The sequence below is a fragment of the Pedobacter alpinus genome (genome assembly GCF_042684645.1).
Classification (GTDB): Bacteria; Bacteroidota; Bacteroidia; order Sphingobacteriales; family Sphingobacteriaceae; genus Pseudopedobacter; species Pseudopedobacter alpinus.
Genome location: NZ_JBHULV010000024.1, coordinates 56,867 through 76,576, shown reverse-complemented (window position 1 = coordinate 76,576; position 19,710 = coordinate 56,867). Strand labels below are relative to the sequence as shown.

The following is a 19,710-nucleotide window of genomic DNA, read 5'->3' as shown; positions in this document are numbered from 1 at the left end:
GGAAGGGCTTTTTTGTATTTATATATTTTTTAAAATACATTTGTTTTTAATTTCCGTCCAAGAAGGGTCTCTCGCAGAGGACCCTGCGCATTTCACCGATAATCCCAAAAATCCATATATTTAGATATGGCAATCAAAACCATTCTCGATACAATTGATAAGACTTGGTTCATTACTTTTACATGCTTCAACTGGATTCCATTATTTCAAATCACCAATTCCTACGATTTAATCTACAATTGGCTCAAATTGATTAAAGAAAAGTATTCAATTGATACGGCTGCTTTTGTGATTATGCCAAACCATATTCATACAATATTACATTTAAATGCTTCTAACAATCTTAATAAAGTTATATCTAACGGAAAGCGATTTATGGCTTATGAAATTGTAAAAAGACTGAAATCACAAAATCAAAATGATATTCTTTTAAGATTAAGTGAAGCCTGTTCTGATGACGATAAGAAAAAAGGTCAGCTACACCGAATTTTCGAACCATCATTTGATGCAAAACCGATTTTAACAGATAAATTTTTTCAACAGAAGTTAGATTATATACATACTAACCCTGTTGCTGGCAAATGGAATTTAGCGGAAACATTTATAGAGTATGAACACAGTAGTGCCAGCTTTTACGAAATTAATCTAATACACAAAAATGTTGTATTGAAGCATTATTTAGATTTGCGTGGATAAATAAACGCAGGGTCCTCGAAAAGAGAGACCCTCAATGCTATTAAGTTAAGACGTTAAATATTTGTATATCAAATGTATAAGTATTATTTTTGTTTGTCATAAAAACAGAAAAGATGAGTATTATCAGTCAGAATTCCACTCAGGAGAAACATTCAGTCTCTCCTAAAAAAAACATTTGATTTTATCCACCATAATCCGGACCCGGAGAAGTACATCAAACATCCAATCTTTTTCTCGAGGGAGCGCCGGCTAACCTTTCCGATAGTAGCTACGGCGATACTCAACCTTTTTAAGGAATCTGTTGAATATAATATTTCAGTCCTGATGCAGAATTTTCACCTCAGACCTGTTAGTGGCGCTGCTTTCAGTCTTGCCCGTTATAAAATCAATCTTTGTTTTTTCAAGGATTTGAACAAAATCCTGATTCACTATCATCAGCATTCCACCAAAAAACTTTGGAAGGAGTATCAATTGATTGCCGGTGATGGATCGACTGTTGCTCTTCCCTCATCTCCGCAGATGAAAGAATATTTTGGAATACATTCCAAGGCAGAATGTGGCATATCCAATTGTCTGGCGCAAACTTTTATTCTCTACGATGTTTTCAGTGAGATGGTAATCGATTCGAGGATTTCAAAAATGGAAGTTTCAGAAAAGTCGTTGTTGAGATGCTGTCTGAGCGAACTTCCGAACAGTAAAGCAATCTTTATACTTGATAGAGGGTTTGGGCATTTTAATGTATGCAAGCGTTTTATTGAACAGAAAAGAGATTTTTGTATAAGGATGAGTGGAACCAATTCCACCTTTGGCAAAACAGTTATGCAACAATCCTCAGATGATTTCATCATCGAATGGAAACCTAGTGAAAAAGAGAAGAAAACCTGTAGTTTACACGCTCAGGACAGTAGACCAATCAAAGTGAGAATAACAAAAGTCAGGCTTAAAACGGGGGAGACAGAAATCTTGGTGTCATCATTATATGATATGGTTGTTTTCAGTTCTTCGGAAATGAAAGATCTGTATAAGTTGAGATGGGGAGTGGAAGAAGGCTTCAAAAAACTGAAACCGAAAATGAAACTTGAACAGTTTGGTAGCAGAAAGCCGGAAGGAGTGTTTCAGGAATTCGAGGCACATATTTTTATGATGAATCTAGTTGCCATTCTGGGTTGTCAAGCTCAGTCCAAGATAGATGTCGCCACTAAAAAACGTAAACTGACCTACAAATTCAACTGGCAGAATGCTTTTAGATATGTCAGAAATAGAATTGTAAAACTTCTTTATTCCGAAAAAGCTGATGAATTGATTGAGTTTTTAATAACCAATATAGCTAGTTCGATGGTCGCCGTAAAACCAGATCGGTGTTTCCCCAGAGCTGAAATGAGAAAAAACAAATCAAGGGCTTATCAAAATTATAAATAGCTTAACTTAATAGCATTGGAGAGACCCTGCTTGGACTAGAATCACATTATCTTCGTTATTCTTAGGTGGTTCAGTATTTGAAATCAAATACTTTGACCTTCCATTTTGGAATATCTAATAATCAAATAAAAACGTAAAACCCCAAAACAATCTCACTAAAAATCTTCTTCTATTATCAATTACATGAACGGAGGAGAAAATAATCATCGAGAAAAAATTAACCTAGTTTGGTTTAAACGAGACCTTCGTTTTACTGATCACGAGGCTTTACAAACTGCACATAAAAGTGGTTTGCCAATACTGTTGATTTATTGTTTCGAGCCTTCTATAATGTCGTCCCCTGATAGTGATGTAAGACATTGGCGTTTTGTTTATCAATCTTTAACGGATATGCAAAACAAGCTGAAAAGCATCCATAACGAAATCTATATTTTTCACAAAGAAGTGGAGATAATTTTAAAAGCTATCCAAACCCAATATCAGATTCAGCACATTTTCTCCCACCAAGAAACAGGTAATAAAACCACTTTTGATAGGGATAAATGGGTTCAAAATTTTTGTAACAATGAAGGAATTATTTGGAAGCAATACCAGCAATTTGGTGTAATTAGGGGACTAAAATCAAGAAAAAATTGGGAGCAAAGCTGGGAAAATAAAATGTGCGAATTTCCGAAATTTGTGGAAGAAGAACATTGGAATATCATCAAATTAGCAGATGATTTTTACGGTGATTTGAAGGGAGGTGACTTACCTATAGAAATCACTACACAAAATAAAAATTTTCAACCAGGTGGCGAGACCTTTGCTTGGCGTTATTTAGAATCTTTTATAAAAGAACGCCATATAAACTATAGTAGCCATATATCAAAACCAGCCTTAAGTAGAAAAAGTTGTAGTAGGCTATCGCCTTATTTGGCTTACGGAAATATTTCTATGCGAATGGTTTATAGGTACACAAGGCAACATTATAAAGTATCAAACCATAAAAGAGACCTTGCTAATTTTATTTCTCGTTTGCATTGGCATTGCCATTTTATTCAAAAATTTGAGAACGAATGTAGAATGGAGTTTGAAAACATAAATAAAGGATTTGATGAGCTTATTAAACCTAAAAACCTAGTGTATATAAAAGCTTGGGAGCAAGGAAACACCGGCTTTCCTTTGGTTGATGCTTGTATGCGATGTTTAGTGGCAACCGGTTATATTAATTTTAGAATGCGGGCCATGGTAGTTTCCTTTTTCACTTTTAATTTATGGCAAAACTGGCAAGAGCTTAACTTTTTTTAGCTAAACAATTTTTAGATTACGAGCCTGGCATTCATTACCCTCAAATACAAATGCAAGCTGGCGTAACCGGCGTTAATACCATCAGAATTTATAACCCTACTAAAAATGCTGAAGAACATGATAACGATGGGGTTTTTATAAAACAATGGCTGCCAGAATTAAAAGATATTCCTTCACATTTAATTTACGAACCTTGGAAATTAAGCCCAATTGAACAACAACTTTACCATTGTAAAATAGGAGAAGATTACCCTGTGCCTATTGTAGATTTAGAAGAAAGCAGGAAATTTGCAAGCGATATTATTTATAGATTACGTAAAAGTAAAACTGTAAAAATAGAAGGCAAACGCATATTAAAAAAGCACATTAATTTAGGAGACACTAACCAATTAAATGAAAATAGAAATTGATATTTTTTTAAAAAATCAATAGATCTTCTTTTATCATAAATACTTCACCTAATAATATCCCTATCATAAAAACTAATAGCCAGGATGCCCTCTTTTGGTATAAATACATTCCTCCCAATTCTTCCGAAAGATTTTTATTGACACATTGCTCCACTCCTAAGTAAATTATATTCTGATCAAACTGATTATTAAGGATGTTTTTACCTGCTTTAATGAATAGTTATAGCTAATAAATTAATGGTGTAAAAAGATATTTATTAATAATGGCATTCCCCGCAAAAGAGCGGGTCGGGCTATACGTTTCAATCTTTATTTTTGAAAAAAGAATAAAGGATTTTCACTACTATCCCTAATGCTAAAAAATCAAGCACTTTGAAATAAAATATTAGTAATCAAATTATTAGATAGATATTAAAAAGCTCTTTATGTTAACAAAGGTTAAATACCAAAACTAATTTATATAATTTTCGTATATTGTTTACAAACAGTTACATGCCAATAATTTTTTATCATATTAATGTTGATTTACGAAATAAAAACTATGCTTGCATAACAAATTATCAATTATATTTTGATTTTAATAAAATTATCATTTCATTTGGTGTAGTAAAAACAAATCCAATCATTTAAAACGACAGCTTATAGATAATATTCTACTTAACAATAAAATTAATTACACATTTTAAAGTAGGATTTATTATGAGCTTTCAAACACAAACCGACCAAGAACTGGTACACCTCTATATAAAGGGGAATGAGTCTGCTCTTTCAGAGTTGATTACCAGACACAAATCAAGAATATATACTTCAATATACCTTTTAGTTAAAGATGAATTTTTAGCTGAAGATATTTTTCAGGATACATTTATAAAAGTAATTAAAACACTTAGAGCCGGAAAGTATAATGAAGAAGGTAAATTTTTGCCTTGGGTTTTAAGAATTGGGCATAACTTAGTTATTGACCATTTTAGAAGAGAAAAACGTAACCCAACAATTACCAATGCCGATGGTTTTGATATTTTTGATGTTTTAGGTATTTATGATGAAAGTGCAGAAGAAAAAATGGTGAAAGAACAAACCCATGAAGATTTAAAAAAACTGATTCATTTATTACCATCAGAACAAAAAGAAGTGTTGATTATGAGACATTACGGCGATTTAAGTTTTAAAGAAATTGCTGAATTAACAGAAGTAAGTATAAACACCGCTTTAGGCAGAATGCGCTATGCGCTTAACAATTTACGTAAAATGATGACCACCAAAGAATTGATGTTAAAAAATTAGTTGTATTTTTTTTAGTACGATTGAATAATATTAAGCAAGAGTTAGCGTTTTTATCTAAATTAAACAGTAAAAAAGCGTATGATAGAAACACTTACTCCTACTTTAAATTCAATTGTTAATAATGACGAAGAAACAAAAAACACGAATATGTTGAGTGTTGAAGAATTTGAATTTTATGAAAATTTAAAGCCAGCTTTAGATTTAATAGTTAAAGCTCCTTCAAACGAAACTGTTAATCGTATCTTAGAATTTTCTAAATCATCATAACAATGTTTTTGAAAGCTAAATAGGCTATTCCTTAAATGGAGTGGCCTATTTTTGTTTGTATTAAAATTCGATATCTTGGTTAATTAGCCAATTCTGCAATTATTAACCACAAAGTGCAACAAGAAAAAATAAATTAAACGTAGGTAGCACAAAGAGTTCACAGAGCTGGGTTTTATAAATATATTTATTAGCAATAAACCACTATTTCACATAATTTTGTAATATGAGAGCAGTTATTCAGCGGGTAAGTGAAGCAAAATGTTTAGTTGATGATGAACTTACTGGTGAAATTAAAAATGGGTATGTTGTTTTATTAGGCGTTTGTAATGAAGATACTGATGAAGATTTAAAGTGGTTGGCTCAAAAGATTGTGAATCTTCGGGTTTTTAGTGATGATGCTGGCTTAATGAATAAATCTTTAAAAGATATTGAGGGGAGTATTTTATTGATTTCTCAATTCACTTTATTTGCGCAAACAAAAAAAGGCAATCGTCCATCTTTTATAAATGCCGCAAAACCTGGTTTGGCTATTCCGCTTTATGAAAAAATGATTAATGAATTAAAAATGCTAACCAACAAAGAAATTGCCACGGGTATTTTTGGTGCTGATATGAAAATTCATTTAGTAAATGATGGTCCTGTTACCATTACAATCGATACAAAAAACAAAGAATAACATGACCATAAAAGAAGCTCAAGAAATAGTAGATAAATGGATTAATACTACAGGCGTTAGGTATTTTAACGAATTAACCAATACCGCCATTTTAATGGAAGAGGTGGGAGAGGTTGCTCGTATTATGGCTAGAAAATACGGTGAACAATCTTTCAAAAAATCTGACGAGGATGTTAACCTTGCTGATGAAATGGCTGATGTGTTGTTTGTATTGATTTGCTTAGCCAATCAAACGGGTATTGATTTAACAGATGCGTTAAACAAAAATTTAGAGAAAAAATCTATTAGGGATGCAACTAGGCATTTGAATAATGAGAAGTTGAAATAAATAAAAACAAAAAATCCCCATCTAATAAAAGATGAGGATTTAAATATTAAATCAATTATTACTTACTCAAATACATTGATTTCTCTTTGTATAACTGAATAAAATGTGGGTCTTCTAAATCTTTGATGAAACGTATTGCTTCGCCTGTAGATTTCATTTCTGGACCTAACTCTTTTTTAATTTCCGGGAATTTATGGTGAGAAAATACAGGTTCTTTAATAGCATAACCTTCTAATTTTCTTTCAATTTTAAAGTCTTTTAGTTTTTTAGTGCCTAACATTACTTTAGTAGCAATATTAATGTAAGGCACATCATAAGCTTTAGCGATGAAAGGAACCGTTCTTGACGCTCTTGGATTAGCCTCAATTACATAAACTTCCTCGTTTTTAATGGCAAACTGCATGTTCATTAATCCACTGATGTTTAAAGCTCTCGCAATTTTTTCAGTGTATTCTTCCATTTTAGCAATTACGGCATCAGAAAGGTTAAATGGAGGCAATACCGCACTTGAATCTCCTGAGTGAATACCAGCAGGCTCAATATGTTCCATTAAACCTATAATATGTACTTCGTCACCATCAAAAATACAATCAGATTCGGCTTCTTCAGCTCTATCTAAGAAATGATCAATTAAAACACGGTTTCCTGGTAAATCTCCTAAAAGTTTAACTACTGCTCTTTCTAAATCTTCATCGTTTATCACAATACTCATTCCTTGTCCACCTAATACATAAGACGGACGAACCAATACCGGATAACCAACTTCATGAGCTACTTTAATTGCTTCTTCAGCATCTTCGGCAACTCCGTATTTTGGGTAAGGAATTCCTAATTCTTTTAATAAATCTGAGAAACGACCACGGTCTTCGGCAATGTCCATATTCTCGAAAGAAGTACCAATAATTTTGATGCCTTTTTCGTGAAGTTTTTCGGCCATTTTTAAAGCAGTTTGTCCGCCTAGCTGAACTATAACACCTTCCGGTTTTTCAAGATCGATGATTTCACGAACATGCTCCCAGAAAACTGGCTCGAAATATAACTTATCAGCCATATTAAAATCTGTAGAAACCGTTTCTGGATTACAGTTAATCATAACCGCTTCAAAACCTTCTTCGTTAGAGGCCATTAAGCCGTGTACACAAGAGTAATCAAATTCTATTCCTTGTCCAATTCTATTTGGGCCAGACCCTAAAACAATTACTTTCTTTTTGTCCGAAGGTTTAGATTCATTTTCGCCTTCATAAGTGGAGTAGAAATATGGGGTTTGTGCTGGAAATTCAGCCGCACAAGTATCTACCATTTTATAAACTCTATTTACACCTAATTCTTTTCTGCGGTCGTAAACATCATCTTCGGTTACATTTCCACCTAAAATCCAAGCAATTTGAACATCTGAAAAACCTTTTTGTTTAATGGTTAAGAAGAAATCTTTACTGATATTATTTAAAGAGAAACGTTTAATTTCTTGTTCTATAGTTACCAGTTCTTGAATTTCATTTAAGAACCATTTATCTATTTTAGTTACTTTTCTAACAGACTCTAGCGGAACGCCCATTCTTAAAGCATCTTTTATGGCAAATAAGCGATCCCAACTTGGGTGCTCTAGTTTGTACATAATTTCTTCAATGTTTCTCATTTGTTTACCATCAGAACCTAAACCAGCTCTGCCAATTTCTAAAGACTGACAAGCTTTTTGTAGGGCTTCAATAAACGAACGACCAATTCCCATTACCTCACCTACAGATTTCATTTGTAAGCCTAGTTCTGTATTTGCGCCTTTAAATTTATCAAAATTCCAACGAGGAATTTTAACAATTACATAATCTAAAGTAGGTTCAAAATATGCTGAAGTGGTTTTGGTAATTTGGTTTTCTAATTCATCCAAGTTATAACCGATAGCTAATTTAGCAGCAATTTTTGCGATAGGGTAACCAGTTGCTTTAGAAGCAAGTGCTGATGAACGAGAAACACGTGGGTTGATTTCTATAGCGATGATGCTTTCATCAGCTGGATTTACAGAAAACTGTACATTACATCCACCTGCAAAATTACCAATGGCTCTCATCATTTTGATAGCTTGGTTACGCATATCTTGGTAACAACGATCAGATAATGTCATAGCTGGTGCTACTGTGATAGAATCTCCAGTATGCACACCCATTGGGTCAAAGTTCTCTATAGAACAAATGATGATAACGTTGTCTTTATTATCTCTTAATAATTCTAATTCGTATTCTTTCCAACCTATAACGGCTTGCTCCACTAAAACTTCGTGAGTTGGGGAAGCTTGTAAGCCATGAGAAAGCGCTGCGTCAAAATCTTCCTTTTTATGCACAAAACCACCTCCGTAACCTCCAAGTGTATAAGAAGGACGAATTACCAATGGAAAACCAATGTCTTGTGCTGCTTCTTTACCTTCTAAAAATGAGTTTGCAATTTTAGATTTAGCAACTCCTATTCCTATATCAACCATTAATTGACGGAAAGCCTCACGATTTTCAGTTTTTTCTATGGCTGCGGTATCAACACCAATAATTTCTACTCCGTATTTTTCCCAAATACCACGTTCTTCTGCCTCTATGGCTAAGTTTAATGCGGTTTGACCACCCATTGTTGGGAGTACGGCGTCAATTTTACGTTCTTGTAAAATTTCTTCTATTGAAGCAACTGTTAAAGGTTTTAAGTAAACATGGTCTGCAATCACTTTATCTGTCATGATGGTTGCAGGATTGGAGTTGATGATGGATACTTCAATTCCTTCTTCTTTTAACGATAAAGAAGCCTGAGAACCTGCATAATCAAATTCGCAAGCTTGACCAATAATAATAGGTCCGGACCCGATGATTAAAACTGATTTAATGGAGTTATTTTTTGGCATGGCGTAAGTTTAAGGGGATTTTACGCTTTTGTATAAAACAAAAATCCCGAATGCTTGTTCGGGATGCAAAGGTAAGAAATTGAAAGTTTTTTTTGGCATAAAATTTTGAATTTATTGAGGGTAATTTTCAAAGCGTTAAATCATAGAATTAAAAAGCGTTATACGGGTTTTGTTGATAAGGAAAGATTTTTTTTGGAGACTCCGACAGCTTAAAGAAAATAGGTACTGAATAGCTCACATTTTTAGCTATACCACGTTGTAGACCTGGATTCCAATCAGGAGAAAGATTAATTACCCTTAAGGCTTCTTCATCACAACCGCCACCAATGCCTTTAAGTATTTTAGATTCCGATAAAGTACCATCCTTTTTGATGATAAACTGTATATAAACACGGCCTTGTATATTGTCTTTTCGAGCGTTAGGAGGGTAACGTAAATTTTTAGTTAAAAATTTGCCAAAAGTTTCCATGCCTCCTTTAAATGATGGAAGAGTCTCAAATTTATCATATTCAGTTACTTCACCATTATCTGAAGTGTTAGTTCCTTTAATAAATTTTCCGTTTTCATAAATCTCGTCATATGTTATTTTTTGTTTGGGAACATATTCTTTCCATACACCATCTTTTAATCCATTTACGAAATTTCCCATTAAAATTCCTTCATAAGTTGAATAGATTTCTACTCTACCTGTTCCGTTTTCGTCAAGAAAAACCCTGCCGGTGCTATCGGCATATTGTAAGGTTTTATAGCGCATATCTTCTGTTGGTTTTGCTAGATAAAGCCTGTGCTCCCGAATTTTTCCGTTTTCTTAAAAATAATATCCATTGTCAACAATTTTATTTTTTACAAAATTTTCAAACTGCTTTCTTTTTCCGTTTCTATAAAATTCAGTAACTGGGCCTTCTAAAACTAAAGAGGGAGAAAATTTACTTACGGTACCGAATCTTTTTGGCTTTCCGTCGGCATAAAACTCCTGTAAAACGTAGTTTAAATAGCCAGAATCGGGCTCTTGTATGATTCGGAGTAAATCGGCACTGTCTTTATTGCTAATGATTTTTCCATTTTTATCTAAAAAATATACGTTCTGTTTTTTCTATGCTAATGCAAATAAGGCTGTCAAAGGGAATAAAAGTGTAAACAGTTTTTTCATGGTTTGGACTTCATAACGATAATAATAAATGTTTGGAATAGTCTTTAATTTTTTCACAAAAAAAGAGATTGATGCAAATCAACCTCTCTTCTAAATATTTTGTTGAACATTAAAACTGGTAAACCAGGGCATTAATATTCATTCCTGCCCCAACTGAAACAAATATAGCTACATCTCCCGTTTCTAAAGCATGTCCTTCCATTTCATTTTTCAATATCATATCTAACAATGTAGGTACGGTAGCTACAGATGAGTTCCCTAGTTTAGCAATAGTCATTGGCATAACTGTAGATGGAGGATTATCAACATCATAAAGTTTAAAAAAGCGTTTCAAAATGGCGTCGTCCATTTTGCCATTGGCCTGGTGTACCAACACTTTTTTTACTTTATCGGGTGTTAAGCCAGCTTTTTCAAGCGTTGCTTTCATTACTAAGGGAACATGGGTTAGGGCATATTCATACACTTTTCTACCATCCATTTTCAAAAATAAATCGTTTTTTACAGCATACTCTGTATTGCTTGAGCAACCCATCTGTAAAAACCAGGCTTGGTTTAAAGTGTGCGACTGTGCTTTATGACTTATTATACCCGCACTTCCATCGCTTGCTGCCAAAATTGTTGCGCCAGCGCCATCAGCATATATCATGCTGTCTTTATCGTGTGGATCAATCACTCTGGATAAAGTTTCGGCACCTATTACCATTACTTTTTTTGCATCTCCAGATTTGATAAAATAGTCGGCCTGTATCATTCCTTGTAGCCATCCAGGGCAACCAAATGGCAAATCATAAGCTACACAATCAGGGTTTTCTATACCTAGTTTAAACTTTACCCTGCTTGCTAACGTTGGTACCATGTCTGTGCGGTTTTGTCCGGCTTTTACATCACCAAAATTATGAGCAATAATAATATAGTCTAATTCTTCGCCGCTAATTCCAGCAGTTTCTAAAGCTTCTTTTGCAGCAAAATAGGCTAAATCAGAAGTTACATATTTGTCTTCAGAATATCTGCGCTCTTCAATATCAGTAATGGATTGAAATTTATTGATAGCATCAATGTTCTTTCTGAGTTGAGGAGAACCATCTTTTTCGAAAAAAGTATGATCTAGAAAGTCTGAATTTTTGACAACTCTGTTTGGTACAAATTTACCAGTTCCTACAATTATCGACCTAATTTTATTACTCATTGACAATTAATTTAGACTAAATACTCAATTGGTTTAAGGTATAAAGTTATGGAATAAATTTTAAAATTATTATTTGTTATGTAAAATTTTGAATGTTTTAGATTTGTTAATTTACTAGTTAATTTTATTGTAATTTATTTAACTACTTATACAATCATAAAATTAGTACGGGAAGAAATTTATACTGAGTTACTATGGTTAGCTATTTTTTAGATAATTACAATTTGTGCTTTTGGTAGCGTATTTATTTACAATACGGAAAAATGGTTTATTAATTACTTTAAAAGATTTTAATTTTAAAATCTTTATTAAACACCAAAGCCGCTTCATTTTGAAAGCGGCTCTGGAATTAACAATTAAAACCTATAAATCCTAAAAGAAAGTGATGAAAATGCTTTTAGGTGTGATTAACCTTATCACTAATTTAGGTAAAAAATTTAGTTAATAACAAATTTTTAATAAAATTTACTGATAATATAACCATTTAGTTGTAGCTATAAACTATTTTAATTATAGTAATTACACTAAAAGAAATTATCAATAATTTAAGTTAATAAATGATTACTCCTGTTGCTGTAACAATTGAAGCAATTCTAACAGCATCAAAAATTCTTTCTTCTTTTGTATTTAATTTGATTAAAGAATCTTCATGAGCATTTACGCACATTTCGCAACCGTTAACCGCAGAAATAGCTAAACTCATTAATTCAAAAAACTCTTTTGTACCAACTGGCTTCATCATTAACTGCATTCTGATACGAGCAGGAATTTGAGTGTATTTTTCTTTTTGCGTAAAGTGACGGAATCTGTAAAAAACATTGTTTGAAGCTAATAAAGAAGCGCAAGAAACTGCTTCAGCTATTTCGTCTGCTGTTGCTTCAAATTTTAAGGAGTAGTTTTTATAAAACTCTATCAAAATAGCATTTTGGTTATTTGCTGCAATAGATAAACCTAGCAGTCCACATTCTTTTTCACTTAAGTGTTCTGAAGTTAATGTGCTGTTGAAATTTAATTTTAAATCTTTTAAATATTTAAAATCTGTAGCATTTAGTAAAGTTAGGGCTTTGTTATTTATTTCTGTTTCGCCAAATATGGCTAAAACTTCTTGCGTAGTCTCTGAAATATTCATGTTATTGATTATCAATTATTTATAAAAATTATTATTCATAAAAAAAGCCTCTTATAACTTAAGAGGCTTTTTTATGATCTTAAGATAAAGTTTCTTGTCCTTTTTCCCAGTTGCATGGGCAAAGTTCGTCTGTTTGTAAGCCGTCTAATACACGTAAAACTTCTTTAACATTACGTCCAACATTCAAATCATTTACACATACCCAACGGATAACTCCTTGTGGGTCTATAATAAATGTTGCTCTGTAAGCTACTTTTTCACCTGCTACTAAAATACCTAAATCTTCTGCTAAAGATTTTGAAGTATCGGCTAACATTGGAAATTTTAAACCTCTTAAATCATCGTGGTTATTTCTCCAAGCTAAGTGAACAAACTCAGAATCTGTAGAAGCGCCAATTAAAGTAGTATCTCTGTCTCTAAATTCGCTGTAATTATTATTAAATTCTGCAATTTCTGTTGGGCAAACAAAAGTGAAATCTTTTGGCCACCAAAACATAACTGTCCATTTATTATCTAAGTTAATTAAAGAAGAAGAATCTATTTCTTCAAATTCTTTACCTTTTTCTAAACTTACTACTGCTAATTTTTTAAACTCTGGAAATTTTTCTCCTATACCAATCATTTGCTCTATTTTTTTTAATTTGTTTTGTGGTGCAAATTTATATTTTTAGTTATAAAAAAGTAATTGTATGTTCTGATAGTGATATAGAAAAAAACTATTTTCTTTTATTGATATATAATCTAAATGGATAATATATTTATATTTCTACAATTTTATTTTTTATTGCATATAACACTAATCCAACCCTGCTTTTTACATTTAACTTGTAAAAAAGTTGGTCTCTGTAACCGTCAATGGTTCTCACGCTTAAACACATTTTATCTGCAATTTCTTTATTGCTCAATTGCTGGCATAGTAGTTTTAAAAAAATGGATTCATTAGCACTTAGTTTAACACCAATACTTGGTTTTTGTACAAAGCTTTTTTGTATTACTTTATTAATATATTTTGAGTAATAAACATCGTCTTTTGCCACTGCCGCTATCCCTTCAATAAATTCTTGCTGGTTGGCATCCTTTAAAATATAGCCTTCTACACCTGCTTTAATCATTTTCATAACTGTAGTTTCATCAGAGAACATAGATAAAACAATGATTTTAATTAATGGATAATCTGTTTTAAGCTTTGTAATTACCTCAAATCCATCAACATTTGGCATTTTAATGTCCAATAATAAAATGTCTGGTTTTATTTTTCCTTCTATTTTTTCTAATAATTCTTTCCCATCATTGGCTTCATAAATAATTTCAAACGCTGGTAAATCTTTTAATAAAGCCACTAAGCCACTTCTAAAAAGTTTGTGATCATCAGCTAAAGCTATCTTAATCTTTTTCATAGGAATTTTTGATAGGAACTTTTAAATTTACGGTTGTACCGCTGTTTATTACCGATGCTATGTTAATTGTAGCACCTAAAACTTTAGCTCTTTTTTTAATGTTTTTTAAACCCGAGCCTTGGTTTGTATCTTTTTCATTTACTAAAAAACCTTTACCGTTATCATTAATATTAAGTATAAAAAAATCAGTACTATAGTTAAGGTTTACAGTTATTTTATTTGCGTTGGCATGTTTAATAATATTGTTGATGCTTTCTTGAAAAATACGAAAAATTAATAAGTTGATTTGATCGGAAAAAACAAAGGCTTCGCTCTTAACATTAAAAGAAGTTTCAAACAAATCTGTTAAATTAATTCTGTTGAGTTCATTTTTTAAAGCTTCATCTAGGCCAAACTGTTTAATATAATCATAACTAAGGCTTTTAGATAGGTTACGTATATCTTTTATAACTGCAGCTACTATTTCTGCGCTACTATTGATTTTCTCTTCTATTTCTTCTTTACTTAATTCTTTTTTTAAACTTAAATTAAGTTGGAGAAAAGACAATACTTGGCCAATATTATCATGTATTTCTTCAGAAATATGATTAAAAGTTTCTTCTTGAATTTCTATTTGCGTTTGTAGTAATTCTTGTTGAAAGGCTATTTTTAGGTTTTCATTTTGCTGTTTTAAATTACCTCTTTTTTTAATATACAATAAAAAAAACAACAGTGTAAAAACTGCTAATATGACCAGTAAAATACTGGCAATAATTATTGCGCCAATTATATCTTCTGAGGTTTTCTCCATAAAACAAATGCAACCATAAAACAGCTATACAAAATAATGCTTAATACCCTTGGTACAAAATTATATAACGCTGTGCCATTTACAGCTAAATGGTGAGTTCTTATGTAATCAAATAAAGAAAAAACAATACAAACCCCGCTATAAAAAATTAAAATGCCTGAGGCTATCCATAAGCCGCTTTTAATATAAAATGCGTTTAAATCTACATCGTCTAACAAACAACGGTAAAAATAGTAGCAAGAAAATATTACTAAGACTATAGAAGATAGTAAAATAGAAGATATACTAAAACTTGAAGTTACACTTAAAAAATAACCATTAATTATTAGGTATAATAAACAGATGATAATAAATGGCATCTTAAGTTTTTGGTCTCTAATTAAACAGTAATAAATGAAACTGTAAAAAAGGGTAGTTATTGGAATTAAATAATTATATACCCAATAAGTGTTACTCTTGTAAAAGTAGTATATTAAATCCGAACTTACTTCAGCTAAAAAGGTTATCCCCAAAAAGGGGATAAACCAAAACATGTAAGAATTTTTTAATCTTTTAAAATTGTATAGAGCTACACAAAAAGCTAAAAACTCAAAATAGTATGTTGCTATCATGGATGCAAACTACCAATATTAAAAGGTTCAACTTCCTCTTCTTCTTCATCTGTTACAAATCCTTGCTTAGGGCGAGTTGCCTTTTTATCATCTAAATAAGGCCATAAAAACACTGTCAACTTCCCTTTAGATAGATTCGTAGGTTTGTTTTCCATAGTTATAACATCTCTATCGTAAACACCAAAACAAACTCTAATATTGTTAAAATTCACACCTGATAAAGTTTTATTCATCCAATCTTTAAGCTCAGAAAATTCAAAAGAAACCGATTCTGTTTGTAGCATTTTTTTTAGTACAGTTAAATCCATTGCTGTTTTTGAAGTTTTGTACAACTCTGTACAATCATTTGCCCATATTGGATCAACAGAGGTATTTATACCATTTAATTTTTTTTTACTGTCGTCTCCAAAAAATCTATCGTAAAAGGCAATTTTTAATTTGTCATCAATCATAATTTTAACGTTTAAATGAACCTAAAATTAGCCATTAACTAAATATGTTTTGTACAGCGATATAGCTTTTTTTAGAGGGTGTTTTAACGGTAGTAAATTGGGGCATATTGCTGAAATATTTTTAACTTTTAGTTGTCAATTTTGATTCAAATAAAACTTAAATATCATGAAAATTAGAAATGAAAATTTACAAATTATCGATTCAGAAAATTATGCCTTAGATGTTTTAAATGAATTGCAGTCTAATCCATTATTAAATATTAGTGAGGTTGAAGCTCAAAAAGCATTAGCAGATTTATATTATCAAACTTCTCTAATGGCAAATCAAAGTATTTTTAAAAATCAATATTACGCAATGCCCATTGCAAAAGTTGAGTTAAATAGAGGAGTTTCAATTAATAATTTATGGAAAATAGTAAAAAGGCACTTTTGTGCAATAGCTACACCGGCTTCAACTCAAGAAGAAATAGTAACTATAATAATAGCTGCCATTGCTCTAATTATGCCTTTAGGTATCATAATTATGCCACTTTTGGTAATTATAATTACTTATTTTTTAAAAAAGGGTATTGAAAATATCTGCTAAAAAATATAAACTTAGTATCAATTCCTTCAATTTATTCTTTAATGGAAACTATTTACGCCAATAACTACATCAACATCAGTTATCATAAAAACTTAAATATGTTAAATGGCGCATGGAATAATTGCAACAACGTAGATGATTATTTATGTGGGATTAATAATTTTAAAGCAGCTTTTTTAAACATTAAACCTAAACATACTTTATGGAATAATCTTAATTTGGATGCGTCACTTTGTGAAAACTTGCAAAAAAGAGCTAAGTCCTTCTTAAGCAATGAATATTTAAGTAAAAGCTTAACTGGTAAAATTGCAATGGTTTTACCAGAGCGGTTATATGCGAGGTTTAAAGTTAAGAACTTTTACGAAGAGCTTGACCAGGATATGAAATTGCGATTTTTTGAACAAGAAAAAAGTGCAACAGATTGGTTGGCTACTTCTTCTTGGCTAAAAGAGGCTGGCGCTGTTCCTCAATTAAATATTAAAGAAGCTAGCGATGATAAATATGAGCTTTCATTAACAATTAATAAATGTGATTATCAGAAATATACCACCATGTTAAATCATTTATTAAGAGGTCAAGAGTTTTGTTTAAAAAATTTAGATAATTTTAATAGCCTTACCTGTAGAGAGCAAGAGATTTTACAATACATTATTAAAGGTTTTAAAAATAATGATATAGCGGATTCTCTTTTTTTATCTGTAGAGACTATAAAAACACATAGAAAAAATATTTTAACCAAATTAAATTGTCAAAACGTTTTCCACTTAACACAATATTTAATGTTTTTCAAGTGCTAATTTTTTTGCTTAAATAAGAAGTTAGTTTAAATAGTGGGGGTCGGGGGTATTTATACCTTCGGCTTTTTTGTTTAGGCTATTTTTTATTGCTTCTCAAAATGTCATTAACAACTAGGTTTGAAAACACCTTTGCGCCCTCACTGTTCATGTGTGGGGCATCATAAAACAAAACTGTTTTAAGCAAAGGTTTATAATTGGAATAATCAAAAAATGGAATATGATAATTTCTCGCTATTTCTTTTCCTTTTTCTATTGTACTTTCCTTTATTTTATTTTTAGATAAATAAGGAGAACAAACAATAAATAATTTAATCTTAGCTTTTTTACAATCGTTTATAAATGTAGTAAATGCTTTTACTTTGGTACTATCTAATTCATAAATTTGAGGGAAGCGGTAATTTTCAATTTTGTCATTCCAGTTTGCTCTTATTGGTGTAAACCCTTTAATGTCTTCCTTTCTTTTTTTATTAATTTCTGTGTTGCCAATAGCAATTGTTAACATTTCTGAATTGTATGGATAAATATTAGAAATCAGTTTCAACTGTTCATACTTACCTCTTTTTAAAATAATTGATCGCATTTCTGGGTGGCTATCATAATAAGGTAGTAGGCAAGAAAGTATATCATAACTTCCTTCTCTTTTTTCAAAATCTTGAAGGTTTAAATCTAAAATAATAGTTTTAGGATGGTGTCTTTTTAAAACACTTTTTAAAATAGCAAGGTGGTACAAAATGGGACTTCCGTAACGGCCGGCGTTGAAACAAGATAATCGCATCTTATCTTCAAAAACAGTAGAAATGTAATGATATGAAGCCCTTGAAGATCCAAAAATTAAAATATCGGCTTTGGTTTTTTCAATAACATAAGTAGCTCTGTATTGTAAGCCACTCTCTTGTTTAAAATAAAAGTATTTTAAAAGGTTACCAATAGCGTAATCTAAAATAAAAACTAGCAGAAAAAATAAGAAGAATTTAAGCCCTAATAAATAAAATTTATTGGTTCTTAAGCGGTATAGTAATTGGGTTAATATCTTTCCCATTAAAATTGAAAATAGATAAACTGTCCGCCATCAAAAACTCCGAAAAGTAAAATGATAATTACCAATGAAGCATAAGACATATTTCTGATGATCCAATATTTGTTATTAAAAAAACTTACAGTTCCTCTGTAGTATTCTCGCTTATATTCAATTAATAATAGTGTAGCTATACCTGCCAAACTATAAATCATTTTAGAAGGATTTTCTATAAATAGAGGGCCTTTTAAGGTTGTTATTTTTTTAATAATCGTTATTGCATCATTAAAGTTGTTAACCCTAAAAAATATCCAAGAAAAGCATATTAATAAAAACGTAACTGAAATTTGGATAAACCTAGCCAAATTTGGCAAATTGGTTAAGCCTATTGTTTTTTCAAATTTTGTTCTAAAGTTAAGCGATATATTGCCAAATATGAGATAAAAACCATTTAATGCACCCCAAATAATATATGTCCAATTTGCGCCATGCCACAAACCACTAATTAAGAACACAATAAACAAATTGAAATACCACCGCGGTACTGAAACCTTATTGCCACCTATAGAAAAGTATAAATAATCTTTAAACCAGGTTGATAAGGAAATGTGCCAACGTTTCCAAAACTCTGCTACGTTGCGGGCAAAATATGGTCTATTAAAATTAGTCATTAAATGGAAGCCCATTACTTTGGATACGCCAATTGCGATATCAGAGTAAGCAGAAAAATCGCAATAAATTTGGAAGGCAAAAAAGATGGTGGCTACAAAAAAACTGAAGCCTGAGTGATGATCTGTATTGTTATAAACTGCATTTACATAGATAGCTAACCTATCGGCTATGACTAATTTTTTAAAAAACCCCCATAAAATTAGTTTTAACCCCTCAACAATTCTTGAGTAATCTACTTCATGTTTTTCTCTAAATTGGTGTAATAAATTTTGAGGACGTTCAATAGGACCGGCAACCAATTGAGGGTAAAACATTACATAAAGCGCATAAATACCAAAATGTTTTTCGGCTTTTTGGTTTCCTCTGTACACTTCTATGGTATAACTCATAGCCTGAAAGGTATGGAAAGAAAGGCCTATAGGAAGTAAAATAGGGAGGTAAGGAATTGGATTTGCTAAACCAAAACCATGCATTAAAAAAGCAAAATTATCATTTAAAAAATTAAAGTATTTAAATACACAAAGAACTGCAATATTGGCTACCAAACTTACTATAAGCAGTGTTTTGCGACGTCTTCCTTTTGCATGTTCTATAAATATTCCGGCAAAATAATCAACAACAATGGTTACCCCTAGTATTAAAATATAAATAGGAACAAATGCCATGTAGAAATAGCAACT

Annotated in this window: 20 protein-coding genes; 10 read left to right on the top strand and 10 right to left on the bottom strand. The window is 31.4% G+C overall.

Annotated elements, in window-relative coordinates:
• The first annotated feature begins 126 nt into the window (after positions 1-126).
• From ACFSSE_RS08130 to ACFSSE_RS08095, 8 genes are all read left to right on the top strand, one after another.
• A complete protein-coding gene (locus tag ACFSSE_RS08130) occupies positions 127-696 on the top strand; it encodes a transposase (RefSeq protein ID WP_379045699.1) in 570 nt (189 codons plus the stop codon).
• Positions 697-828: 132 nt separating this feature from the next.
• Positions 829-2,115 carry an IS4 family transposase gene (locus ACFSSE_RS08125; protein WP_379045828.1) on the top strand — a complete coding sequence of 429 codons (1,287 nt, stop codon included), beginning with the start codon at positions 829-831 and terminating at the stop codon, positions 2,113-2,115.
• Between the two features lie 183 nt (positions 2,116-2,298).
• A complete protein-coding gene (locus tag ACFSSE_RS08120; RefSeq protein ID WP_379045696.1) occupies positions 2,299-3,402 on the top strand; it encodes an FAD-binding domain-containing protein in 1,104 nt (367 codons plus the stop codon).
• A 50-nt stretch (positions 3,403-3,452) separates the two neighbouring features.
• Entirely contained in the window at positions 3,453-3,812 is a 360-nt protein-coding gene (locus ACFSSE_RS08115; RefSeq protein ID WP_379045693.1) for an FAD-binding domain-containing protein, read from the top strand.
• 699 nt (positions 3,813-4,511) lie between these two features.
• Positions 4,512-5,096: an RNA polymerase sigma factor gene (locus tag ACFSSE_RS08110; protein ID WP_379045690.1), complete on the top strand. Its 585-nt coding sequence runs from the start codon at positions 4,512-4,514 to the stop codon at positions 5,094-5,096.
• Between the two features lie 78 nt (positions 5,097-5,174).
• Positions 5,175-5,363 (top strand): hypothetical protein, encoded by a 189-nt coding sequence (locus ACFSSE_RS08105; protein WP_379045687.1) that lies wholly within the window; start codon positions 5,175-5,177, stop codon positions 5,361-5,363.
• A 223-nt stretch (positions 5,364-5,586) separates the two neighbouring features.
• A complete protein-coding gene (gene dtd, locus ACFSSE_RS08100) occupies positions 5,587-6,039 on the top strand; it encodes a D-aminoacyl-tRNA deacylase (protein ID WP_379045684.1) in 453 nt (150 codons plus the stop codon).
• A gap of 1 nt (position 6,040) precedes the next feature.
• On the top strand, positions 6,041-6,367 hold the full coding sequence (locus tag ACFSSE_RS08095) for a nucleotide pyrophosphohydrolase (RefSeq protein WP_379045681.1): 327 nt from the start codon (positions 6,041-6,043) through the stop codon (positions 6,365-6,367).
• A 58-nt stretch (positions 6,368-6,425) separates the two neighbouring features.
• Here ACFSSE_RS08095 and carB read toward each other — a convergent pair whose 3' ends face one another.
• The 8 genes from carB to ACFSSE_RS08055 form a co-directional block, all read right to left on the bottom strand.
• Complete coding sequence (carB, locus tag ACFSSE_RS08090) at positions 6,426-9,245, bottom strand: carbamoyl-phosphate synthase large subunit (RefSeq protein ID WP_379045678.1); 2,820 nt, start codon at positions 9,243-9,245, stop codon at positions 6,426-6,428.
• 148 nt (positions 9,246-9,393) lie between these two features.
• Positions 9,394-9,999, bottom strand: a complete 606-nt coding sequence (locus ACFSSE_RS08085) for an energy transducer TonB (protein WP_379045675.1) — start codon at positions 9,997-9,999, stop codon at positions 9,394-9,396.
• A 505-nt stretch (positions 10,000-10,504) separates the two neighbouring features.
• Entirely contained in the window at positions 10,505-11,581 is a 1,077-nt protein-coding gene (locus ACFSSE_RS08080; RefSeq protein WP_379045672.1) for a 3-oxoacyl-ACP synthase III family protein, read from the bottom strand.
• Between the two features lie 550 nt (positions 11,582-12,131).
• Positions 12,132-12,710 (bottom strand): carboxymuconolactone decarboxylase family protein, encoded by a 579-nt coding sequence (locus ACFSSE_RS08075; protein WP_379045669.1) that lies wholly within the window; start codon positions 12,708-12,710, stop codon positions 12,132-12,134.
• Between the two features lie 79 nt (positions 12,711-12,789).
• Positions 12,790-13,332, bottom strand: a complete 543-nt coding sequence (locus tag ACFSSE_RS08070; RefSeq protein ID WP_379045666.1) for a peroxiredoxin — start codon at positions 13,330-13,332, stop codon at positions 12,790-12,792.
• A gap of 136 nt (positions 13,333-13,468) precedes the next feature.
• On the bottom strand, positions 13,469-14,107 hold the full coding sequence (locus ACFSSE_RS08065) for a response regulator transcription factor (protein WP_379045663.1): 639 nt from the start codon (positions 14,105-14,107) through the stop codon (positions 13,469-13,471).
• Complete coding sequence (locus ACFSSE_RS08060) at positions 14,094-14,897, bottom strand: sensor histidine kinase (RefSeq protein WP_379045660.1); 804 nt, start codon at positions 14,895-14,897, stop codon at positions 14,094-14,096. Before ACFSSE_RS08060 ends, ACFSSE_RS08065 begins: the two co-directional genes overlap by 14 nt.
• A gap of 607 nt (positions 14,898-15,504) precedes the next feature.
• A complete protein-coding gene (locus ACFSSE_RS08055; protein WP_379045657.1) occupies positions 15,505-15,960 on the bottom strand; it encodes a hypothetical protein in 456 nt (151 codons plus the stop codon).
• Between the two features lie 166 nt (positions 15,961-16,126).
• Here ACFSSE_RS08055 and ACFSSE_RS08050 point away from each other — a divergent pair, with 166 nt between their 5' ends.
• Complete coding sequence (locus ACFSSE_RS08050; RefSeq protein ID WP_379045654.1) at positions 16,127-16,546, top strand: hypothetical protein; 420 nt, start codon at positions 16,127-16,129, stop codon at positions 16,544-16,546.
• Between the two features lie 41 nt (positions 16,547-16,587).
• Positions 16,588-17,343: a response regulator transcription factor gene (locus ACFSSE_RS08045; RefSeq protein WP_379045651.1), complete on the top strand. Its 756-nt coding sequence runs from the start codon at positions 16,588-16,590 to the stop codon at positions 17,341-17,343.
• 76 nt (positions 17,344-17,419) lie between these two features.
• Here ACFSSE_RS08045 and ACFSSE_RS08040 read toward each other — a convergent pair whose 3' ends face one another.
• On the bottom strand, positions 17,420-18,382 hold the full coding sequence (locus ACFSSE_RS08040; protein ID WP_379045648.1) for a hypothetical protein: 963 nt from the start codon (positions 18,380-18,382) through the stop codon (positions 17,420-17,422).
• Entirely contained in the window at positions 18,382-19,695 is a 1,314-nt protein-coding gene (locus tag ACFSSE_RS08035) for an MBOAT family O-acyltransferase (protein WP_379045645.1), read from the bottom strand. Before ACFSSE_RS08035 ends, ACFSSE_RS08040 begins: the two co-directional genes overlap by 1 nt.
• Between the last annotated feature and the right edge of the window lie 15 nt (positions 19,696-19,710).

What these genes read in the sequence shown, in the direction of transcription:
- ACFSSE_RS08130 (WP_379045699.1), top strand. Translation starts at nt 127, where the DNA reads ATGGCAATCAAAACCATTCTCGATACAATTGATAAGACTTGGTTCATT.
- ACFSSE_RS08120 (WP_379045696.1), top strand. Translation starts at nt 2,299, where the DNA reads ATGAACGGAGGAGAAAATAATCATCGAGAAAAAATTAACCTAGTTTGG.
- ACFSSE_RS08115 (WP_379045693.1), top strand. Translation starts at nt 3,453, where the DNA reads ATGCAAGCTGGCGTAACCGGCGTTAATACCATCAGAATTTATAACCCT.
- ACFSSE_RS08110 (WP_379045690.1), top strand. Translation starts at nt 4,512, where the DNA reads ATGAGCTTTCAAACACAAACCGACCAAGAACTGGTACACCTCTATATA.
- ACFSSE_RS08105 (WP_379045687.1), top strand. Translation starts at nt 5,175, where the DNA reads ATGATAGAAACACTTACTCCTACTTTAAATTCAATTGTTAATAATGAC.
- dtd (WP_379045684.1), top strand. Translation starts at nt 5,587, where the DNA reads ATGAGAGCAGTTATTCAGCGGGTAAGTGAAGCAAAATGTTTAGTTGAT.
- ACFSSE_RS08095 (WP_379045681.1), top strand. Translation starts at nt 6,041, where the DNA reads ATGACCATAAAAGAAGCTCAAGAAATAGTAGATAAATGGATTAATACT.
- carB (WP_379045678.1), bottom strand. Translation starts at nt 9,245, where the DNA reads ATGCCAAAAAATAACTCCATTAAATCAGTTTTAATCATCGGGTCCGGA.
- ACFSSE_RS08085 (WP_379045675.1), bottom strand. Translation starts at nt 9,999, where the DNA reads ATGCGCTATAAAACCTTACAATATGCCGATAGCACCGGCAGGGTTTTT.
- ACFSSE_RS08080 (WP_379045672.1), bottom strand. Translation starts at nt 11,581, where the DNA reads ATGAGTAATAAAATTAGGTCGATAATTGTAGGAACTGGTAAATTTGTA.
- ACFSSE_RS08075 (WP_379045669.1), bottom strand. Translation starts at nt 12,710, where the DNA reads ATGAATATTTCAGAGACTACGCAAGAAGTTTTAGCCATATTTGGCGAA.
- ACFSSE_RS08070 (WP_379045666.1), bottom strand. Translation starts at nt 13,332, where the DNA reads ATGATTGGTATAGGAGAAAAATTTCCAGAGTTTAAAAAATTAGCAGTA.
- ACFSSE_RS08065 (WP_379045663.1), bottom strand. Translation starts at nt 14,107, where the DNA reads ATGAAAAAGATTAAGATAGCTTTAGCTGATGATCACAAACTTTTTAGA.
- ACFSSE_RS08060 (WP_379045660.1), bottom strand. Translation starts at nt 14,897, where the DNA reads ATGGAGAAAACCTCAGAAGATATAATTGGCGCAATAATTATTGCCAGT.
- ACFSSE_RS08055 (WP_379045657.1), bottom strand. Translation starts at nt 15,960, where the DNA reads ATGATTGATGACAAATTAAAAATTGCCTTTTACGATAGATTTTTTGGA.
- ACFSSE_RS08050 (WP_379045654.1), top strand. Translation starts at nt 16,127, where the DNA reads ATGAAAATTAGAAATGAAAATTTACAAATTATCGATTCAGAAAATTAT.
- ACFSSE_RS08045 (WP_379045651.1), top strand. Translation starts at nt 16,588, where the DNA reads ATGGAAACTATTTACGCCAATAACTACATCAACATCAGTTATCATAAA.
- ACFSSE_RS08040 (WP_379045648.1), bottom strand. Translation starts at nt 18,382, where the DNA reads ATGGGAAAGATATTAACCCAATTACTATACCGCTTAAGAACCAATAAA.
- ACFSSE_RS08035 (WP_379045645.1), bottom strand. Translation starts at nt 19,695, where the DNA reads ATGGCATTTGTTCCTATTTATATTTTAATACTAGGGGTAACCATTGTT.